Origin of the sequence: Haloplanus natans DSM 17983, assembly GCF_000427685.1 — an archaeon.
Lineage (GTDB): Archaea > Halobacteriota > Halobacteria > Halobacteriales > Haloferacaceae > Haloplanus > Haloplanus natans.
The window spans coordinates 3,255,787-3,270,840 of sequence record NZ_KE386573.1 but is presented as its reverse complement, the minus strand read 5'-3'; the positions used below and the strand labels follow the sequence as shown (position 1 = coordinate 3,270,840).

12 protein-coding genes and 1 rRNA gene are annotated in these 15,054 nt (G+C 66.6%); 3 read left to right on the top strand and 10 right to left on the bottom strand.

What is annotated here, in order from left to right; all coding sequences use genetic code 11:
• Together HALNA_RS18850 and HALNA_RS18845 are read right to left on the bottom strand one after the other, a co-directional pair.
• Positions 1-1,165: ribosomal RNA gene (locus tag HALNA_RS18850) — 16S ribosomal RNA — on the bottom strand; the annotation flags it as partial.
• A gap of 778 nt (positions 1,166-1,943) precedes the next feature.
• Entirely contained in the window at positions 1,944-2,255 is a 312-nt protein-coding gene (locus HALNA_RS18845) for a non-histone chromosomal MC1 family protein (RefSeq protein WP_049937927.1), read from the bottom strand.
• Between the two features lie 203 nt (positions 2,256-2,458).
• On the opposite strand from HALNA_RS18845, the gene HALNA_RS18840 reads away from it, so the two are divergent.
• Both HALNA_RS18840 and HALNA_RS18835 read left to right on the top strand, forming a co-directional pair.
• Positions 2,459-2,656, top strand: a complete 198-nt coding sequence (locus HALNA_RS18840; RefSeq protein WP_049937926.1) for a hypothetical protein — start codon at positions 2,459-2,461, stop codon at positions 2,654-2,656.
• A 64-nt stretch (positions 2,657-2,720) separates the two neighbouring features.
• Positions 2,721-3,776 carry a quinone-dependent dihydroorotate dehydrogenase gene (locus tag HALNA_RS18835; protein ID WP_049937925.1) on the top strand — a complete coding sequence of 352 codons (1,056 nt, stop codon included), beginning with the start codon at positions 2,721-2,723 and terminating at the stop codon, positions 3,774-3,776.
• Here the strand turns inward: HALNA_RS18835 and HALNA_RS20760 are convergent, their stop codons facing one another.
• The 8 genes from HALNA_RS20760 to HALNA_RS18795 all read right to left on the bottom strand — a co-directional run bounded on the left by HALNA_RS20760 (position 3,777) and on the right by HALNA_RS18795 (position 14,300).
• Complete coding sequence (locus HALNA_RS20760; protein WP_049937924.1) at positions 3,777-4,013, bottom strand: universal stress protein; 237 nt, start codon at positions 4,011-4,013, stop codon at positions 3,777-3,779.
• Positions 4,014-4,355: 342 nt separating this feature from the next.
• Complete coding sequence (locus HALNA_RS18825) at positions 4,356-6,968, bottom strand: valine--tRNA ligase (RefSeq protein ID WP_049937922.1); 2,613 nt, start codon at positions 6,966-6,968, stop codon at positions 4,356-4,358.
• A 352-nt stretch (positions 6,969-7,320) separates the two neighbouring features.
• Positions 7,321-9,075 (bottom strand): phenylalanine--tRNA ligase subunit beta, encoded by a 1,755-nt coding sequence (pheT, locus tag HALNA_RS18815; protein WP_049937918.1) that lies wholly within the window; start codon positions 9,073-9,075, stop codon positions 7,321-7,323.
• Positions 9,075-10,580, bottom strand: a complete 1,506-nt coding sequence (pheS, locus tag HALNA_RS18810; RefSeq protein ID WP_049937916.1) for a phenylalanine--tRNA ligase subunit alpha — start codon at positions 10,578-10,580, stop codon at positions 9,075-9,077. Before pheS ends, pheT begins: the two co-directional genes overlap by 1 nt.
• A gap of 122 nt (positions 10,581-10,702) precedes the next feature.
• The gene (locus HALNA_RS20370; RefSeq protein WP_157573624.1) at positions 10,703-10,843 is read right to left on the bottom strand and encodes a hypothetical protein; all 141 of its coding nucleotides are present in this window, start codon (positions 10,841-10,843) and stop codon (positions 10,703-10,705) included.
• Between the two features lie 3 nt (positions 10,844-10,846).
• Positions 10,847-12,493 carry a tryptophan--tRNA ligase gene (locus tag HALNA_RS18805; RefSeq protein ID WP_049937915.1) on the bottom strand — a complete coding sequence of 549 codons (1,647 nt, stop codon included), beginning with the start codon at positions 12,491-12,493 and terminating at the stop codon, positions 10,847-10,849.
• 1 nt (position 12,494) lies between these two features.
• Positions 12,495-13,535 (bottom strand): tRNA-intron lyase, encoded by a 1,041-nt coding sequence (gene endA / locus HALNA_RS18800; RefSeq protein WP_049937913.1) that lies wholly within the window; start codon positions 13,533-13,535, stop codon positions 12,495-12,497.
• A 45-nt stretch (positions 13,536-13,580) separates the two neighbouring features.
• The gene (locus tag HALNA_RS18795; RefSeq protein ID WP_049937912.1) at positions 13,581-14,300 is read right to left on the bottom strand and encodes an endonuclease NucS; all 720 of its coding nucleotides are present in this window, start codon (positions 14,298-14,300) and stop codon (positions 13,581-13,583) included.
• 75 nt (positions 14,301-14,375) lie between these two features.
• On the opposite strand from HALNA_RS18795, the gene HALNA_RS18790 reads away from it, so the two are divergent.
• Positions 14,376-15,014: an HAD family hydrolase gene (locus HALNA_RS18790; RefSeq protein WP_049937911.1), complete on the top strand. Its 639-nt coding sequence runs from the start codon at positions 14,376-14,378 to the stop codon at positions 15,012-15,014.
• The last annotated feature ends 40 nt before the right edge of the window (positions 15,015-15,054 follow it).

Sequence of the window (15,054 nt, the reverse complement as noted above, 5' to 3'; positions counted from 1 at the left end):
AGCACATTCGGGGCATACTGACCTACCGTTGCCCGTTCCTTCCTCCGTGTTAGCCACGGCAGTCCTCCTAATGTACCCACCCGGCCGAAGCCGGTGCTGGCAATTAGGAGTGCGGGTCTCGCTCGTTGCCTGACTTAACAGGACGCCTCACGGTACGAGCTGACGGCGGCCATGCACCTCCTCTCAACGGCTCTGGAAAGGTCATCAACCTGACCGTCATTACCGTTGTCGATGCTGGTGAGATGTCCGGCGTTGAGTCCAATTAAACCGCAGGCTCCTCCGGTTGTAGTGCTCCCCCGCCAATTCCTTTAAGTTTCATCCTTGCGGACGTACTTCCCAGGCGGTCTGCTTAGCGGCTTCCCTACGGCACAGCACCCACTCGTAGTGGGAGCCACACCTAGCAGACATCGTTTACGGCCAGGACTACCCGGGTATCTAATCCGGTTCGAGACCCTGGCTTTCGTCCCTCACCGTCGGATTCGTCTTCCCAACGTGCTTTCGCTATCGGTGGTCCGTCCAGGATTACAGGATTTCACTCCTACCCAAGACGTACCCGTTGGGTCTTCCGATCCCGAGCCACACAGTTTCCACCGGACGCCCGCCAGTTGGGCTGGCGGATTTCCCGATGGACTTGTGTGGCCGGCTACGGACGCTTTAGGCCCAATAAGATCGGCCATCACTCGAGCTGCCGGTATTACCGCGGCGGCTGGCACCGGTCTTGCCCAGCTCTTATTCCACTACCACCTTACGGTAGTGAAAAGCGAGGACTGTATGCCCTCGCACTCGGGGTCCCCTTATCGCACTTGCGTGCAGTGTAAAGGTTTCGCGCCTGCTGCGCCCCGTAGGGCCCGGAATCTTGTCTCAGATTCCGTCTCCGGGTTCTTGCTCTCACAACCCGTACCGATTATCGGCACGGTGGGCCGTTACCCCACCGTCTACCTAATCGGCCGCAGCCACGTCCTACAGCGTCGGAACGTTTGCGCGTCCCTGTATTCCAACATGGGACGGGTATGAACTATTAGCCTCAGTTTCCCGAGGTTATCGTTCTCTGTAGGGTAGTTTGGCCACGTGTTACGGAGCTATTTGCTACGAGTGTGAACTCGTACAACTAGCATGGCTAAATCGGACCCCGATAGCAATGGCCTCCGGCAGGATCAACCGGAATGGGCTCTCTCCGTGTGGAGAGAGGGGTGGCGGGAAACGTAGTGTTTCCGCGTCGTAAAGACCACTGAGGTCCAAGGTGGTGGTTCGCTGTCACCGGATCGATCGGGTGTCACCGAACCACCGAGGCTCACATCAGATTCCGTCTTACGGCGGACCGCAGGGGGGGAATCCTCATGTTTCGTCCGGACTTGAACCGATGAGGGCGACCCATATAAGCCCGTTGATCGGGCGTGGATCGTGCCGCATCGGGCGTGTCGTCCGGGGGTTGAGGGCACCGTCGCCCTCGCCGTCACAGTACCACCGAACGCCCTTAATCACTTAAGGGCGTCGGAAGCGTCCCGCCGCCGGCCGTCGATTATGTGTCCACCGGAACAGGTCCGGCGGACGGATCGACGCCGACGACGCGCGTACTACAACAGAGACCGGTGGCATAGATAAGGCCGTCGAAGTAGAACGCCCCACGTCAATGGATTTCATGGGTACGAGCCACAGGACGGAGAGAACGGTATCGCGCGGCTGGAGGCCGGTCGGTCATCCCTCGCTCGCACGGTCGGTCCCGCCGGGGAGCGGCCACGCGGACCACTTTCGTTAGCGCACGGACAAAGCCCTGTCGGCACTGGCGACCGGGACGGGTGGCCCGGGGGCGGCCAGCCACAGACCGTCGCTACCCGCGGCGTGCCCCGACGCGGGTGGTGCTCGTACGGATCGGTGTGACTGTATACCGGTGGTTCGCCGACCTATCCTGTCGAATCACCGGTACTGGCTCACACCAACCCGTCTCACTCCTCGAGGTGTTCGATGCCTTTCTTCGAGACGTTGCCTTTCGTGATCTGGTTGCCCATCCAGTCCGGCTTGTCGTCCGGTGCGTCCTCCTCCCACGCCCACGCGTCGAAGATGTGTACCTTGTCCGTCCCCTTCTCGCGGAGACGGATTTCGGTCGCGTTGGCTTCCGCCTCGCTCTCCGAACCCGCCGGATCTAGCCGACGGGCGGCTTTGAGCGCGGCCTGACGAGGCATGTTCCCCGAGAACACGCTATCCTCTTTGCCGTCCTCGCGCATCACGAAGTTCCGCTTACCGTCCTCTCGTACCATGATTTGAGACCTCTATGGGGATCGAACACATGGCACAACATAAATATATCGGCAAAATGAGGCCTCTGGCGGAGATTCGTATATAAACGCACGGCGGCACCGAGATGCGACGCCGCTCGGAGAGCGGTGTCGACACGGCGAACACGTGCGACAGTAGACAGCCTTATGTGTGTCCTAGGGCGAAAGGGGGCTAGACACCCCCGATGGTCCGGAAAAAGAAGCTCAGTCCAAGCGGTGCGAAGGACGAGAACGGCGAATATCACAACGTCCACGTCAACCTGCACGAAGACGAACTCGCCGTGGCCGGCATGGATATCGGCGACGAGGTGTTCGTCCGCGTACGCGACGGCAAGATCATCATCCAGAAGGCCGACCCGGACGACGTCGAACACGACTTCTGAGTTCGATGATCGTCCGCAACAACGGGGGCACGCCGGCGCGCCGCCAACGGACGGGGCGACCCGCATGAACGGGTACGATCTGGTGAAACCGGCGCTGTTCGCGCTCCCCCCCGAGACGGCCCATCGGGTGACCCACCGACTCCTCCGAAGCGTTCAACACACCGTCGTCGAGGACGTACTCCGCGACCGCTACACCGTCGACGACGACCGACTGCGAACCGCGGCGTTCGGCCTCGAGTTCGACACGCCGGTCGGGGTCGCCGCCGGCTTCGACAAGAACGCCGAACTCCCCGCCATCCTCACCGCTCTTGGCTTCTCACACGTCGAAGTCGGCGGCGTCACCGCCGAACGACAGCCGGGCAACCCCAGGCCACGTCTCTTTCGCCTCCCGGAGGACGGCGCGCTCGTCAACCGGATGGGCTTCAACAACGAGGGCGCCGACCGCATCGGTGCCCGTTTGGACGACGCGGACCTGCCGGACGACCCCGTCGGGATCAATATCGGGAAGTCCAAATCGACGCCGCTCGACGAAGCCGTCGACGACTACCGATACACCTACGAGCGCGTGGCCGACGCGGGGGATTACTTCGTCGTGAACGTCTCCAGTCCGAACACGCCCGGTCTGCGCGAACTCCAGAACCGCGAGTCACTCGAGCGCATCCTCGGCGGCCTCGTCGACGCCGGCGCCGACCCCCTCCTGGTCAAACTCTCCCCGGATCTCGCCACGCCCGCCATCGAGGAGGCCTTGGCCGTCGTCGACGACTTGGATCTCGCGGGCGTCGTCGCGACCAACACGACCGTCGAGCGACCGCCCGGCCTGCAAAACCCGAACAGGGCCGAGCGCGGCGGCCTCTCCGGCAAACCCATCGAGGAACGCGCCACGGGAACGGTCGAGTTCATCGCCGAGCGCACCGACGTACCCGTGGTCGGCGTCGGGGGGATCACGGACGCCGAAGGCGCCTACCGCAAGATTCGCGCGGGTGCGAGCATCGTCCAGTTGTACACCGGACTCGTGTACGAGGGACCCGGCCTCGCGCGCGACATCAACCGTGGTCTCCTCGACCTGTTGGAACGGGACGGGTTCGACTCGGTAGAAGAGGCGGTCGGCGCCGATCTGTAGTTAGACGACGACCACCGGCACCGGCGCGGTGTTGGCGACTCGAGTCACGTCGTCGCCGACGACGTAGGAACCGAACGCGTCGCGGTCCGTGCTGACGACGATGACCGTATCGACCGGGTGCTGGCTACAGTACTCCCGGACGGCGTCGGTCAACTTCCCGAAGGCGACGACCGTCTCCAGCCTGACATCCTCCCACGACGGAAATCGTTGGGTTCTACGGTCACAGACCGTACCCACGACAGAGAGGGTCCCCACTCGTCGCACCGCACGGTGGGGTTGTGGGCCGTGCCAGTACGGCCCCCGGACGCGTTGGCGGCCGTTTGTGCGTCCACGAACTCGCGCCGGGAGTCGACCCAGCGCTCGTACTGGTCGGTCGTGTCTCCCCACCCGGCCGCCCCGCCGTCTCGTCCGAACGAGCGTCGATGACGTACATCGCCGTGAGGCGACCCTCGGGGAAGGCGAACCTCGAGACCCGATCCGATAGCGCCGAGTCGTCGAACGAAACGAGGAGGTGTTGTGTTACGAAACACCTGCGTTCGCTGAAAGGATAACCATATTTGCCCGGGGACGGACCGCGGCTCAGTTCCGGACGATGACGACCGTGTCGCCCGCTTCGATCATCTCGCCCTCGCCCGTATACTGCCGTTCCTCCTCGATCTCAAACATCTCGGCGTCGAGTTCGACGCCGGCAGCGTGGAGGCGGTCGTCGACGACTTCGTAGTCGCCCTGTGCGATGGCGGCCTCGATGTCGCCGACCTGGTTGCCGAACTCGGGCCCGACCAGCGAGTAATCGAGGTCGACGCCGGTCACGACGGACTCGACCGGCGGAGTCTCGTCGACCGATTCGAGTTCGTCGACGTGCATCACGCGACGGATGTCGTCGGCGAACGCGTCGACGTCGCCGTACACCCGCACCGCGTCCACGTCGGCGTTCATCGAGAGTTGGTGGTCGGTCTTGTACTTCCGGAGCGCGGCGACGACATCCATCGCCAGTTCGCCGGCCGAGAGGTCCGCGTCGACCCCGAGTGGCTGGGGCCAGTCGGCCGTGTGGACGCTCCCGTCGCCGTACATGTCCCGCCAGAGTTCCTCGGTGACGTGAGCGAGGATGGGGGCAAACAGCGTACAGAAGCGTCGGTGGGCCGTCTGGAGCGTATAGGCCGCGGATCGGTCGTCACCGTCCCGAAGCCGCTGTTTCGCGATTTCGAGGTAGTCGTCACAGAAGGTATGCCAGAAAAACGAGCGGAGTTCGTCGCGGGCCTTCGAGAACTCGCGGCGCTCGAAGTGGCCGGTTACCGTCTCGATGCGGTCGTCGAGTTCCGCGAGCAGCCAGCGGTCGATCTCTCGCAGGTCCGGTCGCGAGAGCCGTTCCGCGGGCGTGAGGTCGTCGACGAGTTTCGACGCGTTCCAGAGCTTCCGCATCAGGCGCTCGCCGGCCCGAAGACCCTTCTCCTTGTACGGCAGGTCGTCGCCGACGGCGCTCCCGGCAGCCCAGTAGCGCGCGGCGTCGACGGGGTACTGCTCTAACACCTCGTCGGGCGAGACGATGTTGCCGAGTGACTTCGACATCTTCACCCGGTTCTCGTCGAGGACCATCCCATTGATCATCACGCTGTCGAACGGCACCTCGCCCGTGTGCTCGTAACACTTGACGACCGTGTGGAACAGCCAAAAGGAGATGATGTCGTGGCCCTGTGGCCGCATATCCATCGGGTAGAGTTCGGGCCGCTCGATGACCATCTCCCCGCTCGCCGCGTCCCAGTCCCAGCCGGCGTTGATCAGCGGCGTCAAAGAGGAGGTGGCCCACGTGTCGAAGACGTCGTCCTCGGGGACGAACCCGTCGTGGCCACAGGCTGGACAGGCGTCGACCGGCGGGTCGTCCGAGAGCGGATCGACCGGCAACCGGTCGCGATCGGCGACGACCTCCTCGTCACAGTCCGCGCAGTACCAGACCGGGAAGGGGATGCCAGAGGAGCGCTGCCGGGAGATGGCCCAGTCCCACTGGAGCCCCTCGATCCAGTTGCGGTATCGCGTGAACATCTTCTCCGGATACCACTCCATCTGTCGGCCCGCTTCCAGATACTCCTCGGTTTTGTCGAGGAGTTTGACGTACCACTGCTCGGTGACGAGGAACTCGATGCTCGTGCCACAGCGTTCGTGGACGTTGACGGTGTGGGTGATCGCCCGTCGGTCGAGCAGGGCGCCCGCCTCGTCGAGGTCGGCGACGATGGCCTCGCGGGCTTCGTCGCGGTCGAGTCCGGCGTACTCCCCCGCCACGTCGGTCAGCGTCCCCGACTCGTCGATGGCGATTCGCAGGTCGAGGTCGTGAGCCTGGTACCACTCGATGTCGGTCTGGTCGCCGAAGGTACAGCACATCACGACGCCCGATCCCGTCCCCATGTCGACGCGTTCGTCCTCGATGATGGGCACCTCCTGGCCGAACAGAGGAATGCGCGCGTGGTTGCCGACGAGATGTTCGTTCGCCTCGTCGTCGGGGTGGACGAACACCGAGACGCAGGCCGGCAGGAGTTCGGGTCGAGTCGTCGAGATGGTGAACGTCTCCGGGAGGTCCGCACCGTCCTCGACGACATCGAACGCGATGTCGTGGAAGTGGCTGTCCTGTTCGTCGTCCTCGGTCTCGACCTGCGAGATGGCCGTCTCACACTCCGGACACCAGATGGCGGGCGCGCGCTGGCGATACTCCCGACCCTGTTCGTAGAGGTCGACGAACGAGAGCTGTGAAGTCCGCTGGACCTCGGGCGAGATGGTCTGGTAGGTCTCCGACCAGTCGATGGAGATGCCGAGGTTCTGCATCTTCTCGGTGAACTCCGCTTCGTACTGCGCACAGACCTCGCGACATTTCTCCTGGAACTCCCGACGGCCGTAGTCCTGGTGGCGGACCCCGAGTTCGTCCTCCGTGAGGCGTTCGGAGGCGATGCCGTTGTCGTCGTAGCCGAACGGGAAGAACACGTCCTCGCCCTGCATTCGGTTGTAGCGGGCGACGAAGTCCTGAAGGGTGAAACCGTAGACGTGGCCCCAGTGGAGGCTCCCCGAGACCGTCGGCGGCGGCGAGTCGATGGAGAAGACGGTGTCCGGATCTACAGCCCCGTCCCCGTAGGCGTACAGATCCTCCTCGACCCATCGCTCCTGCCACTGCCGTTCGACCGTCTCGGGGTCGTATTCTCCGCTCGGCATTGCTCGGGTGACGCTACCGGAGGATTGGTGTTAAACGACTCGGTTAGGGCGCCTCGCCGGCGAGCTGGCAAACGAGGGGAACGCCCTCGGTGACGGCGATGTCATCATCGGTGCGACGGCCGAAATCGTCGGCGAGCCGGTTCTCACGCGAAACGTCACGGATTTCGAACGGCTCGGCGTCGACATCGAAACGTACTGATCTACGCCAACGCGTCCAGCCGGAACTCGAACGCCACGCACCCACCTTTTGCGCTGCGGGCTGGCACCGCCAGCCCTCGGCAAAAGCTGGACCAAAAGCGCGACGCACTCCCGATGGTCGCGCGTGCGCCCGCCTCACGTTCGTTCGGCGACACTACGCCAACGCGTCCAGCCGGAACTCGAACGCCGCCACCGGCAGTTCGAGGTCGTGTTCGACCAGCACCCGGGGATGCACCTCGCCGATGACGCCGACGGCGTCGCCGTCGATCACGACGGTCGCCGCGCGGCCGTCGATGAACGTCGGATGCTCGGTCGCGGGCGTTTCGAGGTCGACATCGAAGTCGCCACACAGCGACGCGAGCCGCGATTTGGCGTCCTCGTAGGTGGCGTCGTGGCGCGCGAGGACCGCGGCGACGGTTCGGTGTTCCGCGACGCCCGTGTTCTCGCTCCCGTCCGCCCCCGCCGCCAGCCCGATTTCGGCGAGGTCTTGCGGATACGCCCGGTGGGTGTTGTTCTCCAAGACCATCAGGAGCGAGGGCAACGCCCACGTCCGGAGCATCGTGTAGTCCTCGCTGTAGGGTTCGGTGATCGCCACCGGATCGTCGCCGCCGACCACGTCGGTTCCGGGGTCGACGCCCATCCGGTCGTAGTTCTCCGTCTCGGAGATCATGTGGAAGTTGAGCAGGTCCTCGAACCCGAGGCCGACGAGCGACGTGCGCACCGCGGCTTCGAGCGTCGAGCGGTCGTGCCGGCCACCGACAGTCGCCACGTCCGGATAGCGGGGATCGAGTTCGTTGAACCCGTAGGCTCGCCCCACGTCGTCGATCAGGTCGAGCGGATGGAGCACGTCGGTGCGGTACGGCGGGATCGACACCTCGTAGGCCGTCCCATCGTCCGCGCCGGTATCGACGGCTCCGCCGTCTCCCGGAGGCGTCTGCGACGCCTCGGCGTCCAGTCCCGACCGCTCGAACAGGTCGACCGTCTCCGCGACGTCCAGATCGATCCCGAGCATCCCTTCGATGCGCTCGTGGGCGACGGTCTTCGTCTCCACCTCGAAGTCGGGGCGGGGGAGCGTGCCGTCGGGGTAAGACACCTCGACTTCCTCTATCGTCGCACCTCGCGCGTCGAGGGCGTAACAGATGACGGTACACATCCGGTCGATGGTCCACTGATCCGTCCCGGTCAACTCGACGAACAGGTCGCGGGAGTCGGTCGACACCTCGGTCCGCCGGCCGTTGATCACCGGCGGGAACGAGAACAGCCCGATTTCGTCGTAGATGGCCGGATACCGCTCGTACTCGGCGACGATCGGCGCGTACGTCTCGCCGGTCGGATGGTCGGTGAGCACCTGCGCCGGCGTCATCTCTCGGTCGGCGTCGAGGGGGACGAACCGGTCGCCCTCGGGGTCGACGCCGCGGTAGGTGATGGTGTGGCCGTCCCGCCCGTCCTCGCTCAGCACCTCGCCTTTCAGCATCGTGAGGTCGTGGATGCCGATGGCACCTTTGGCGCGCTTGCGACCCATCGTCGCGTGGAGTTTCTCCTGCAGTTGGATCAGGGAGTCGAGCGCCGCCTCGTCCAGGTCGACCCCGCGGATCACCGCGCCGGTGACGTACGGTCGCTCGTCGGGCACCGACGCCTCGACTTCGATGGTCCAGTCGGGATCGTTCGTGTTCGGGACGTAGACGCCGCGGTCGTCGCCGTACTGGTAGCGAAGCGAACGGGCGATGCCCTCGACCGAGAGCCGATCGAGGCGGTCGGGGCCGAACTCCAACTGGAGTTCGCCGTCCTCGGTCTCGCCCTCGTATTCGAGGCCGAGCGTGAACAGGTCGTCGATCAGTTCCTCCTCGGTCTTCTCCTCGTGGCCCGTCAGCCGCCGGAGTTCGTCGGCGTCGACGTCGACGACGGGCATCAGTGAAGCACCTCCGTCTCGCGGAGGAGATCCAGATCACACAGCGTCCCGTGCACGTCGCGGATGTCGTCGAAGCCGTACATGAGCATCAGGAGTCGTTCGAGCGCCAGGCCCCACGCCATCACGTCACAGTCGACGCCGAGGGGACGGAGGACTTCCTCGCGGAACATACCGCTGTTGCCGATTTCGATCAACTCGCCCGTCTCGGGGTGGGTGCCGAACAGCTCGAAGCTCGGCTCGGTGTAGGGGTTGTAATGTGGCTTGAACTGCAGGTCGGTGATGCCGAACTGCTCGTAGAACTCCTCGAAGGTGCCCATCAGGTCACGCACCGAGAGATCCTCGGCCATCACCCACCCTTCGATCTGGAAGAACTCCAGCAGGTGCGTCGGGTCGAGCGTGTCGTTGCGGTACACTTTCTCGACGCTGAAGAAGCGCTCGGGCGGGTCGAGTTCGCCGATTTCGTTACCGGAGAGATAGCGCATCGAGAGCGAGGTGGTGTGGCCCCGGAGGTCGATTTCGCGGGCCACCGCCTCGGTCCACGGGGAGTGGTAGCCGTCGCCGTCGGGGCCGACGCCCTCCAGATGGGCCGAGCGGACGCGTTCGAGCAGGTCCGCCGGGATGTCGCCCATCGGCGGCACGTCGAGGCCGAACTGGTCCCAGTGGGTGCGCGCCGGGTGGTCCTGGGGCATGAACAGGCAGTCGTTGATCCAGAACTCCGAGTCGGCGTGGGGACCGTCCATCTCACGAAAGCCCATGCCGACGAGGGTATCCTTCACGCGCTCGGCGGTCTGTCGCAGGATGTGGACCTTGCCGCCGCGTGTCTCGGGTGCGTCCGCTTCGACGTTGTACGCCGTGAACTCCACGTCCGCCCACTCGCCGGAGGCGAGCAGTTCGGGTGTGAGCCGGTCGACCGTCTCGGCGGCCTCGACGCCCTCCATCAGCGCGGTGACGCCGTCGTCGGTGAGGGAAACAGAGCGAACGGCGCGCTCGCTCCGCTCGACGAGGCCGCGGCGGTCGAGTTCGGCGAGTGCGTCCTCGTCGTCGGCTCCCGCATCCGCAACGAGTGCCGCGAGCGCCGTTGCCTCCGCGTCCGACTCGGGGTCGGCGTCCGGATCGGCCGTGATCCGCCCCGACTCGACCTCGCCGTACCCCTTCCGGGCGTAGTTGGCGAGGGCGATGTCGACTTCGGGGCCGTCGAGGTCGGCCGCGCCGATGACCGCACCCATCGAGACGGGGTCGTCGACGGCGCCGGCATCGACGGCGGCGCGGTAGAGGCGCACTTCGGGCAGGCCGGCCTCGGCGTAGGCTTCGCCCTCCTCGGTGATCGTATAGGAGACCGACTCGGTGGCCGACACCGAGACCAGTCCCGCGTCCTCGAGGTCGAACGCGGCACCGGTCACCGTCTCCGGTTTCAGACCCGTCGCCTCGCTCAACTGTTCGATCGTCCGTTCGTCCGTCGCGCTCGCGGCTTCCAACACCGCGACCTGTGAGTCCGGGAGTCGCATACTCTGTGTCGTTCTTGTTCACGTCCACCCAAGCTGGCCAGTTAGCAGTTCCGAAGCCACCGCCGCCGGCGACCGACCGAACGGTCGGTTTCGTCCGCCCGCCGCGGGCGGGGTCCGCCGACCTACGGGCTGAAAAAGAAGCCGAACCCGAGTGCGGGCGCTTCGCGGGCGAGCGAGTCGGTGGTGGTGGGTTCGGTCGCCATGTGAGGACACTGCACGCCGCGAATGAAAAGCGTTCTGAACGGCGTCTCGACCACTGGCACGGCCTAGTGCCCGTCGCCGGGGATACCACGGCGGTCCGAGTCGAGGTCGATGTCCAGACCGTCGAGCACCGCTTCCATCTCCGCACGTTTCTCCTGGTGGTCGGCGAGGAACTCGCGCATGAGTTCGGCCGCCTGCTCCTTGCAGCCGCCACAGAGTCGCTCGCCGCCGACGCACTCCTCGTACACTTCGGTTGCGAACTCGTCGTCGTCGCCCGAGAGCAGGTAGGCGTACAGTTCGTAGACGGGACAGTCGTCGGCCTCGCCGCCGAGTTCCCGCTGTTTTGCGGCCGTCTCGCGCCCGCCCGTCGTCGCCGACTTCACCTTGTCGTAGCCGTCCTCGGGGTCGTCGAGCAGGGAGATGTGGCTCGCCGGAACGGAGGAGGACATCTTCCCGCCGGTCAGGCCGGTCATGAACCGGTGGTAGATGGAGGATGGGGGAAGGAAGCCGTAGCCGCCGTTGTCGACTTCGACTTCGCGGGCCAGTTCCTCCGCGGCCTCGTGGTCCATCTCGAAGGCGTCGATATGTTCGTCGTACCGGCGTTTCTCCCCCGGCACCGCCTCGATGAGCGCTTCGAACGCCTCGTCGGTCGCGTTGCGGTCGAGAAAGCGAACGCGGGGGCGAAGCGGCTCCTTCCCCGCGGCCCGGAGTTTCTCCATCGCGGCGTCGCGGGCGGCGTCGGGCGCCATCTCCGCGTCCAGCCAGTCGGCCGCGTCCTCACAGCGGACGGTGTCCGGGTCGTCGTCGGCCTGCGGCCGACTGCCCGCGGAGCGTCGCTCCGCGCCGTCGTCCAGCGCGGCGTAGGCGGCCGCGAGGTGGTCGCGCTCCGCGGCGTCGGCCTCGAAACTCGCGTACGCCTCGGTCACCTTGAAGTAACGCATCCGCGCGGCCACGTCGCGCGCGAGTCGCATATGGGGGTCCTGGTCCGGGCCGACGGGGATGACCGTCGGCTTCGGCTCATCGAGTTGGGGGTAGAGGATGTCCGCCATCTGCGTGACGACGGACTGCATGTGGGAGACGGAGGTTTCGCCGTCGAAGCCGTAGATGCCCTCGAACTCCGCGAACCGGGCGTTCGAGCCGAGTTCGAACGCGAGGTCCTGCACCTCGCGGTTGGTGGACTGCCGGTACAGTTCGCCCTCTTCGGGGTCGAAACCCAGCGCGAGCAGGGATAGCAGGTAGTCGCGGGCGTGCTCGTCGATTTCGTCCCACGAGAGGCCGCGGGCGCTGTGGGCCTCCAGGTCGGCGATGAGGCCGTAGGCGTCGGCGCCCTGCCTCTGGTGCCAGATTATCTCGTCGAAGACGAGTTTGTGGCCGATGTGGGGGTCGCCGGTGGGCATGAACCCCGAGAGGACGGCGGCGTCCTCGCCGTTGCGGAGCGCCCGCGCGACGGGGCGGTAGTCGCGGTGGCCGAAGATGACGCCCCGACGCATCAGATAGTGCGGGTTCGGCACCTCGTCGAGCACCTCGTCGAACGCCTCGATGCCGAACTCGTCGAACAGCTTGCGGTAGTCCGAGACGGTCGAGGAGCCCCAGGGGTCGAGGGCGACGTCGTCGGCGCCGGCGGCGGTGTCGGCGTCGCTCCCGCCGTCGGCGACTGTCGTCTCGCTCGGGTCGTCGGTATCGGCGTCGTCCTCGGGAGTGTCTCGTGTCATGTTAGGGCGTGAGTCGGGCGACCGAGAGCCAGTCTATCCCCTCGTTCACGTCGGTCAGCGCAAAAACCATTCGTTTCCGGACCCCACCCGCCAGCCGCACGTCGAGCGAGAGGTCCCGCGGCAGGAAGGTGTGATCGGGCGCGACGACACGGATCAGGCGGGTCGAGTGGTCCATCTCGTCGACGGCGGTGAAGGAGTCGTAGGTACGGAAGTCGGCGCCGAATTTGAACCCGCTCTTGGGGACGCTGCCGGCGGCCCGAAGCGCCGCGTAGGCGCGGAGCCGGCGGTCGAAACGCTCGCCCTCCACCTGCCGGCCGCGTTCGACCACGCGGGGTTCGGCCAGGTCGAGGGCGCCCCGGCGGGCGAGATACGCCGCCTCGACGAGCGAGAGTTGGAGCGGGCCGGACTCGGCGTTGCGGCCGTGGAGTCGCTGGCCGTAGAACCCCCGGTCGTGGAGACCGGTAGGCGGCTCCCAGACGACCGCTCGGTCGGCGAGGAGGGCGGCGTCGAGCCCCGACGGCGGGTCGTAGCGCGAACCGTCGGCGGCGTCGCCCGCCGCGCCCGGTCGCCCCGTCTCGAAGTAGGTGAGTTCGCCCTCCTCGTCGACGACGGCGAGGACCACGTCCCCGAGCGCGGCGGCGGCGATCTCCTCGCGTTCGCCAGCGACGCGGACCCGGTAGGCCACCTCGTCGTCCGCCGGCCCCTTGCCGCGGGGGTAGACCACGAAGTCCGCGCCCGTGGTGTCGTCGACCCACCCGTCGCGGGCGGGCGAGAGGTAGAAGCCCCGGTCGCGGAGGTCCTTGTAGACGACGAACGCGAGGGCGGCGTCGCTGGCGACGAGGAAGGCCCGGAAGTCCATCCGCTCGCCGTCGGGACCGACCACGGCGTCGAGGTCGCCACGGAAGAGAAGGTGGGTGGCCTCGACGGGCGCGAGTTCGATACGGTTGCCGTCGAGCGGCCGGCCGTAGCCGCGGGCGTCGTAGAAGCGCTGGCGGGCGTCGCCGCCGACGCGAACGGCGCCGTCCGCGAACGTCCCTTGCATACTCGTGTGGGGGCGGGGCGTGTGTAAAGGGTCTGCGGTGCGGCATCACCGCCGGTCACAGGTGCCGTCCAGACACCGCCGCCCGGTCGCCGTCTCGAAGACGGGAAGGCCACACTCACAGTCGTCGACGACGACGCCCGCGGGGAGTGTAAACGCCGTCTCGCAGTCGGGGTAGGCGTCACAGCCGGCGAGCAGTCGTCCGCTCCGGCGGATGATCCGCAGATCCGACCCGCAATCCGGACAGGGCCACTCGCGGTCGAACCGCGCCCGCACCGCGTCGTCGAGGGGGCTACAGGCACGGTCGATACACACCTCGAAGGTGGCACCGCGGTCGACGCGCATGGTCGGGAGGCCACAGTCCGGACAGCGGGCGTCGAGGACGGTCGCCCCCGCGACCAGCGGGTAGCGTGCCCCGGAATCGAGGTCGACCACCGCGCCGCCGGTGCGAATCAGCGGCCCACCCGTCTCCGGACTCGTGCCGACGGGGACGCCCGCCTCGGTGACCGGATAGACGGAGCGGCGGATCCGGTCGCCGGTCACCCGGAGCCGTCGGTCGTCGAGGTGGGCCGTGAGGCCGAAGCCGTCGTCGGTTTCGACGGCCACGCTGTCGGCGCGGGTGAGCCACGCGACCGGCTGGTAGCCGTCGGCATCGTGGACGAGGACGGTCCGATCGGGTTTGACGAGGACGAGCACCCGACCGCGGTGGGTTCGGTCGTCGGTTTCGACGGTGCAGTCGCCGGCGAACGTGCGGATGGCGTCTGCCATGCCCCGGGCTGGCCCCGTCTCCGGGTGAAAACCCTCGGACGAAGCCCTTTCACCGATGGGGCGCAGTCGGCCGGTATGGACGCGGTCTGTTTCGACATGGACGGGGTGATCGTCGACACCGAGACGTTCTGGCGCGCCCGTGAGCGCGACGTGATCCTCCCCGAAGCGGTGGCCGACGGTGACCCCTCGCAGGCCGACATCCGCGGCGTCAACTACCGCGAGACCTACGATCACCTCGCCGAGCGCTACGAGATGGCGCTGGATCGGGCGGCGTTTCTCGACCTCTACGAGTCGGCGGCCGCCGACCTCTACGACACCGCCGACCTGATGCCGGGGTTCCGGGGCCTCCTCGCCGCCCTGCGCGAGGACGGCGTGTCGGTCGCCATCGTCTCCTCTAGCCCGCGACGGTGGATCGAACGGGTCGTCGAGCGGTTCGACCTCGACGTGGACGTAGTCGTGAGCACGGAGGATGTCGACGGCCCGGGCAAGCCGGCGCCGGACGTGTACGCCGCCGCCGCGGGACGGGTGGGCGCCGACCCCGCGAACTGCGCCGCCGTCGAGGACTCGCCAAACGGCGTCCGGGCGGCGACGCGGGCGGGGATTCTCACCGTCGCTTACGGCGGCGACCCCGAAGCCGTCGAGTTGGCCGACCGGCGGGCCGACGACTCCGAGACGTTGCGAGCGCTGTTCGACGAGTTGCTGGCCGGCGCGTGATAGTGTTTATTGTAAGTCAGTGCCGGTGGGTAGCCAAGAC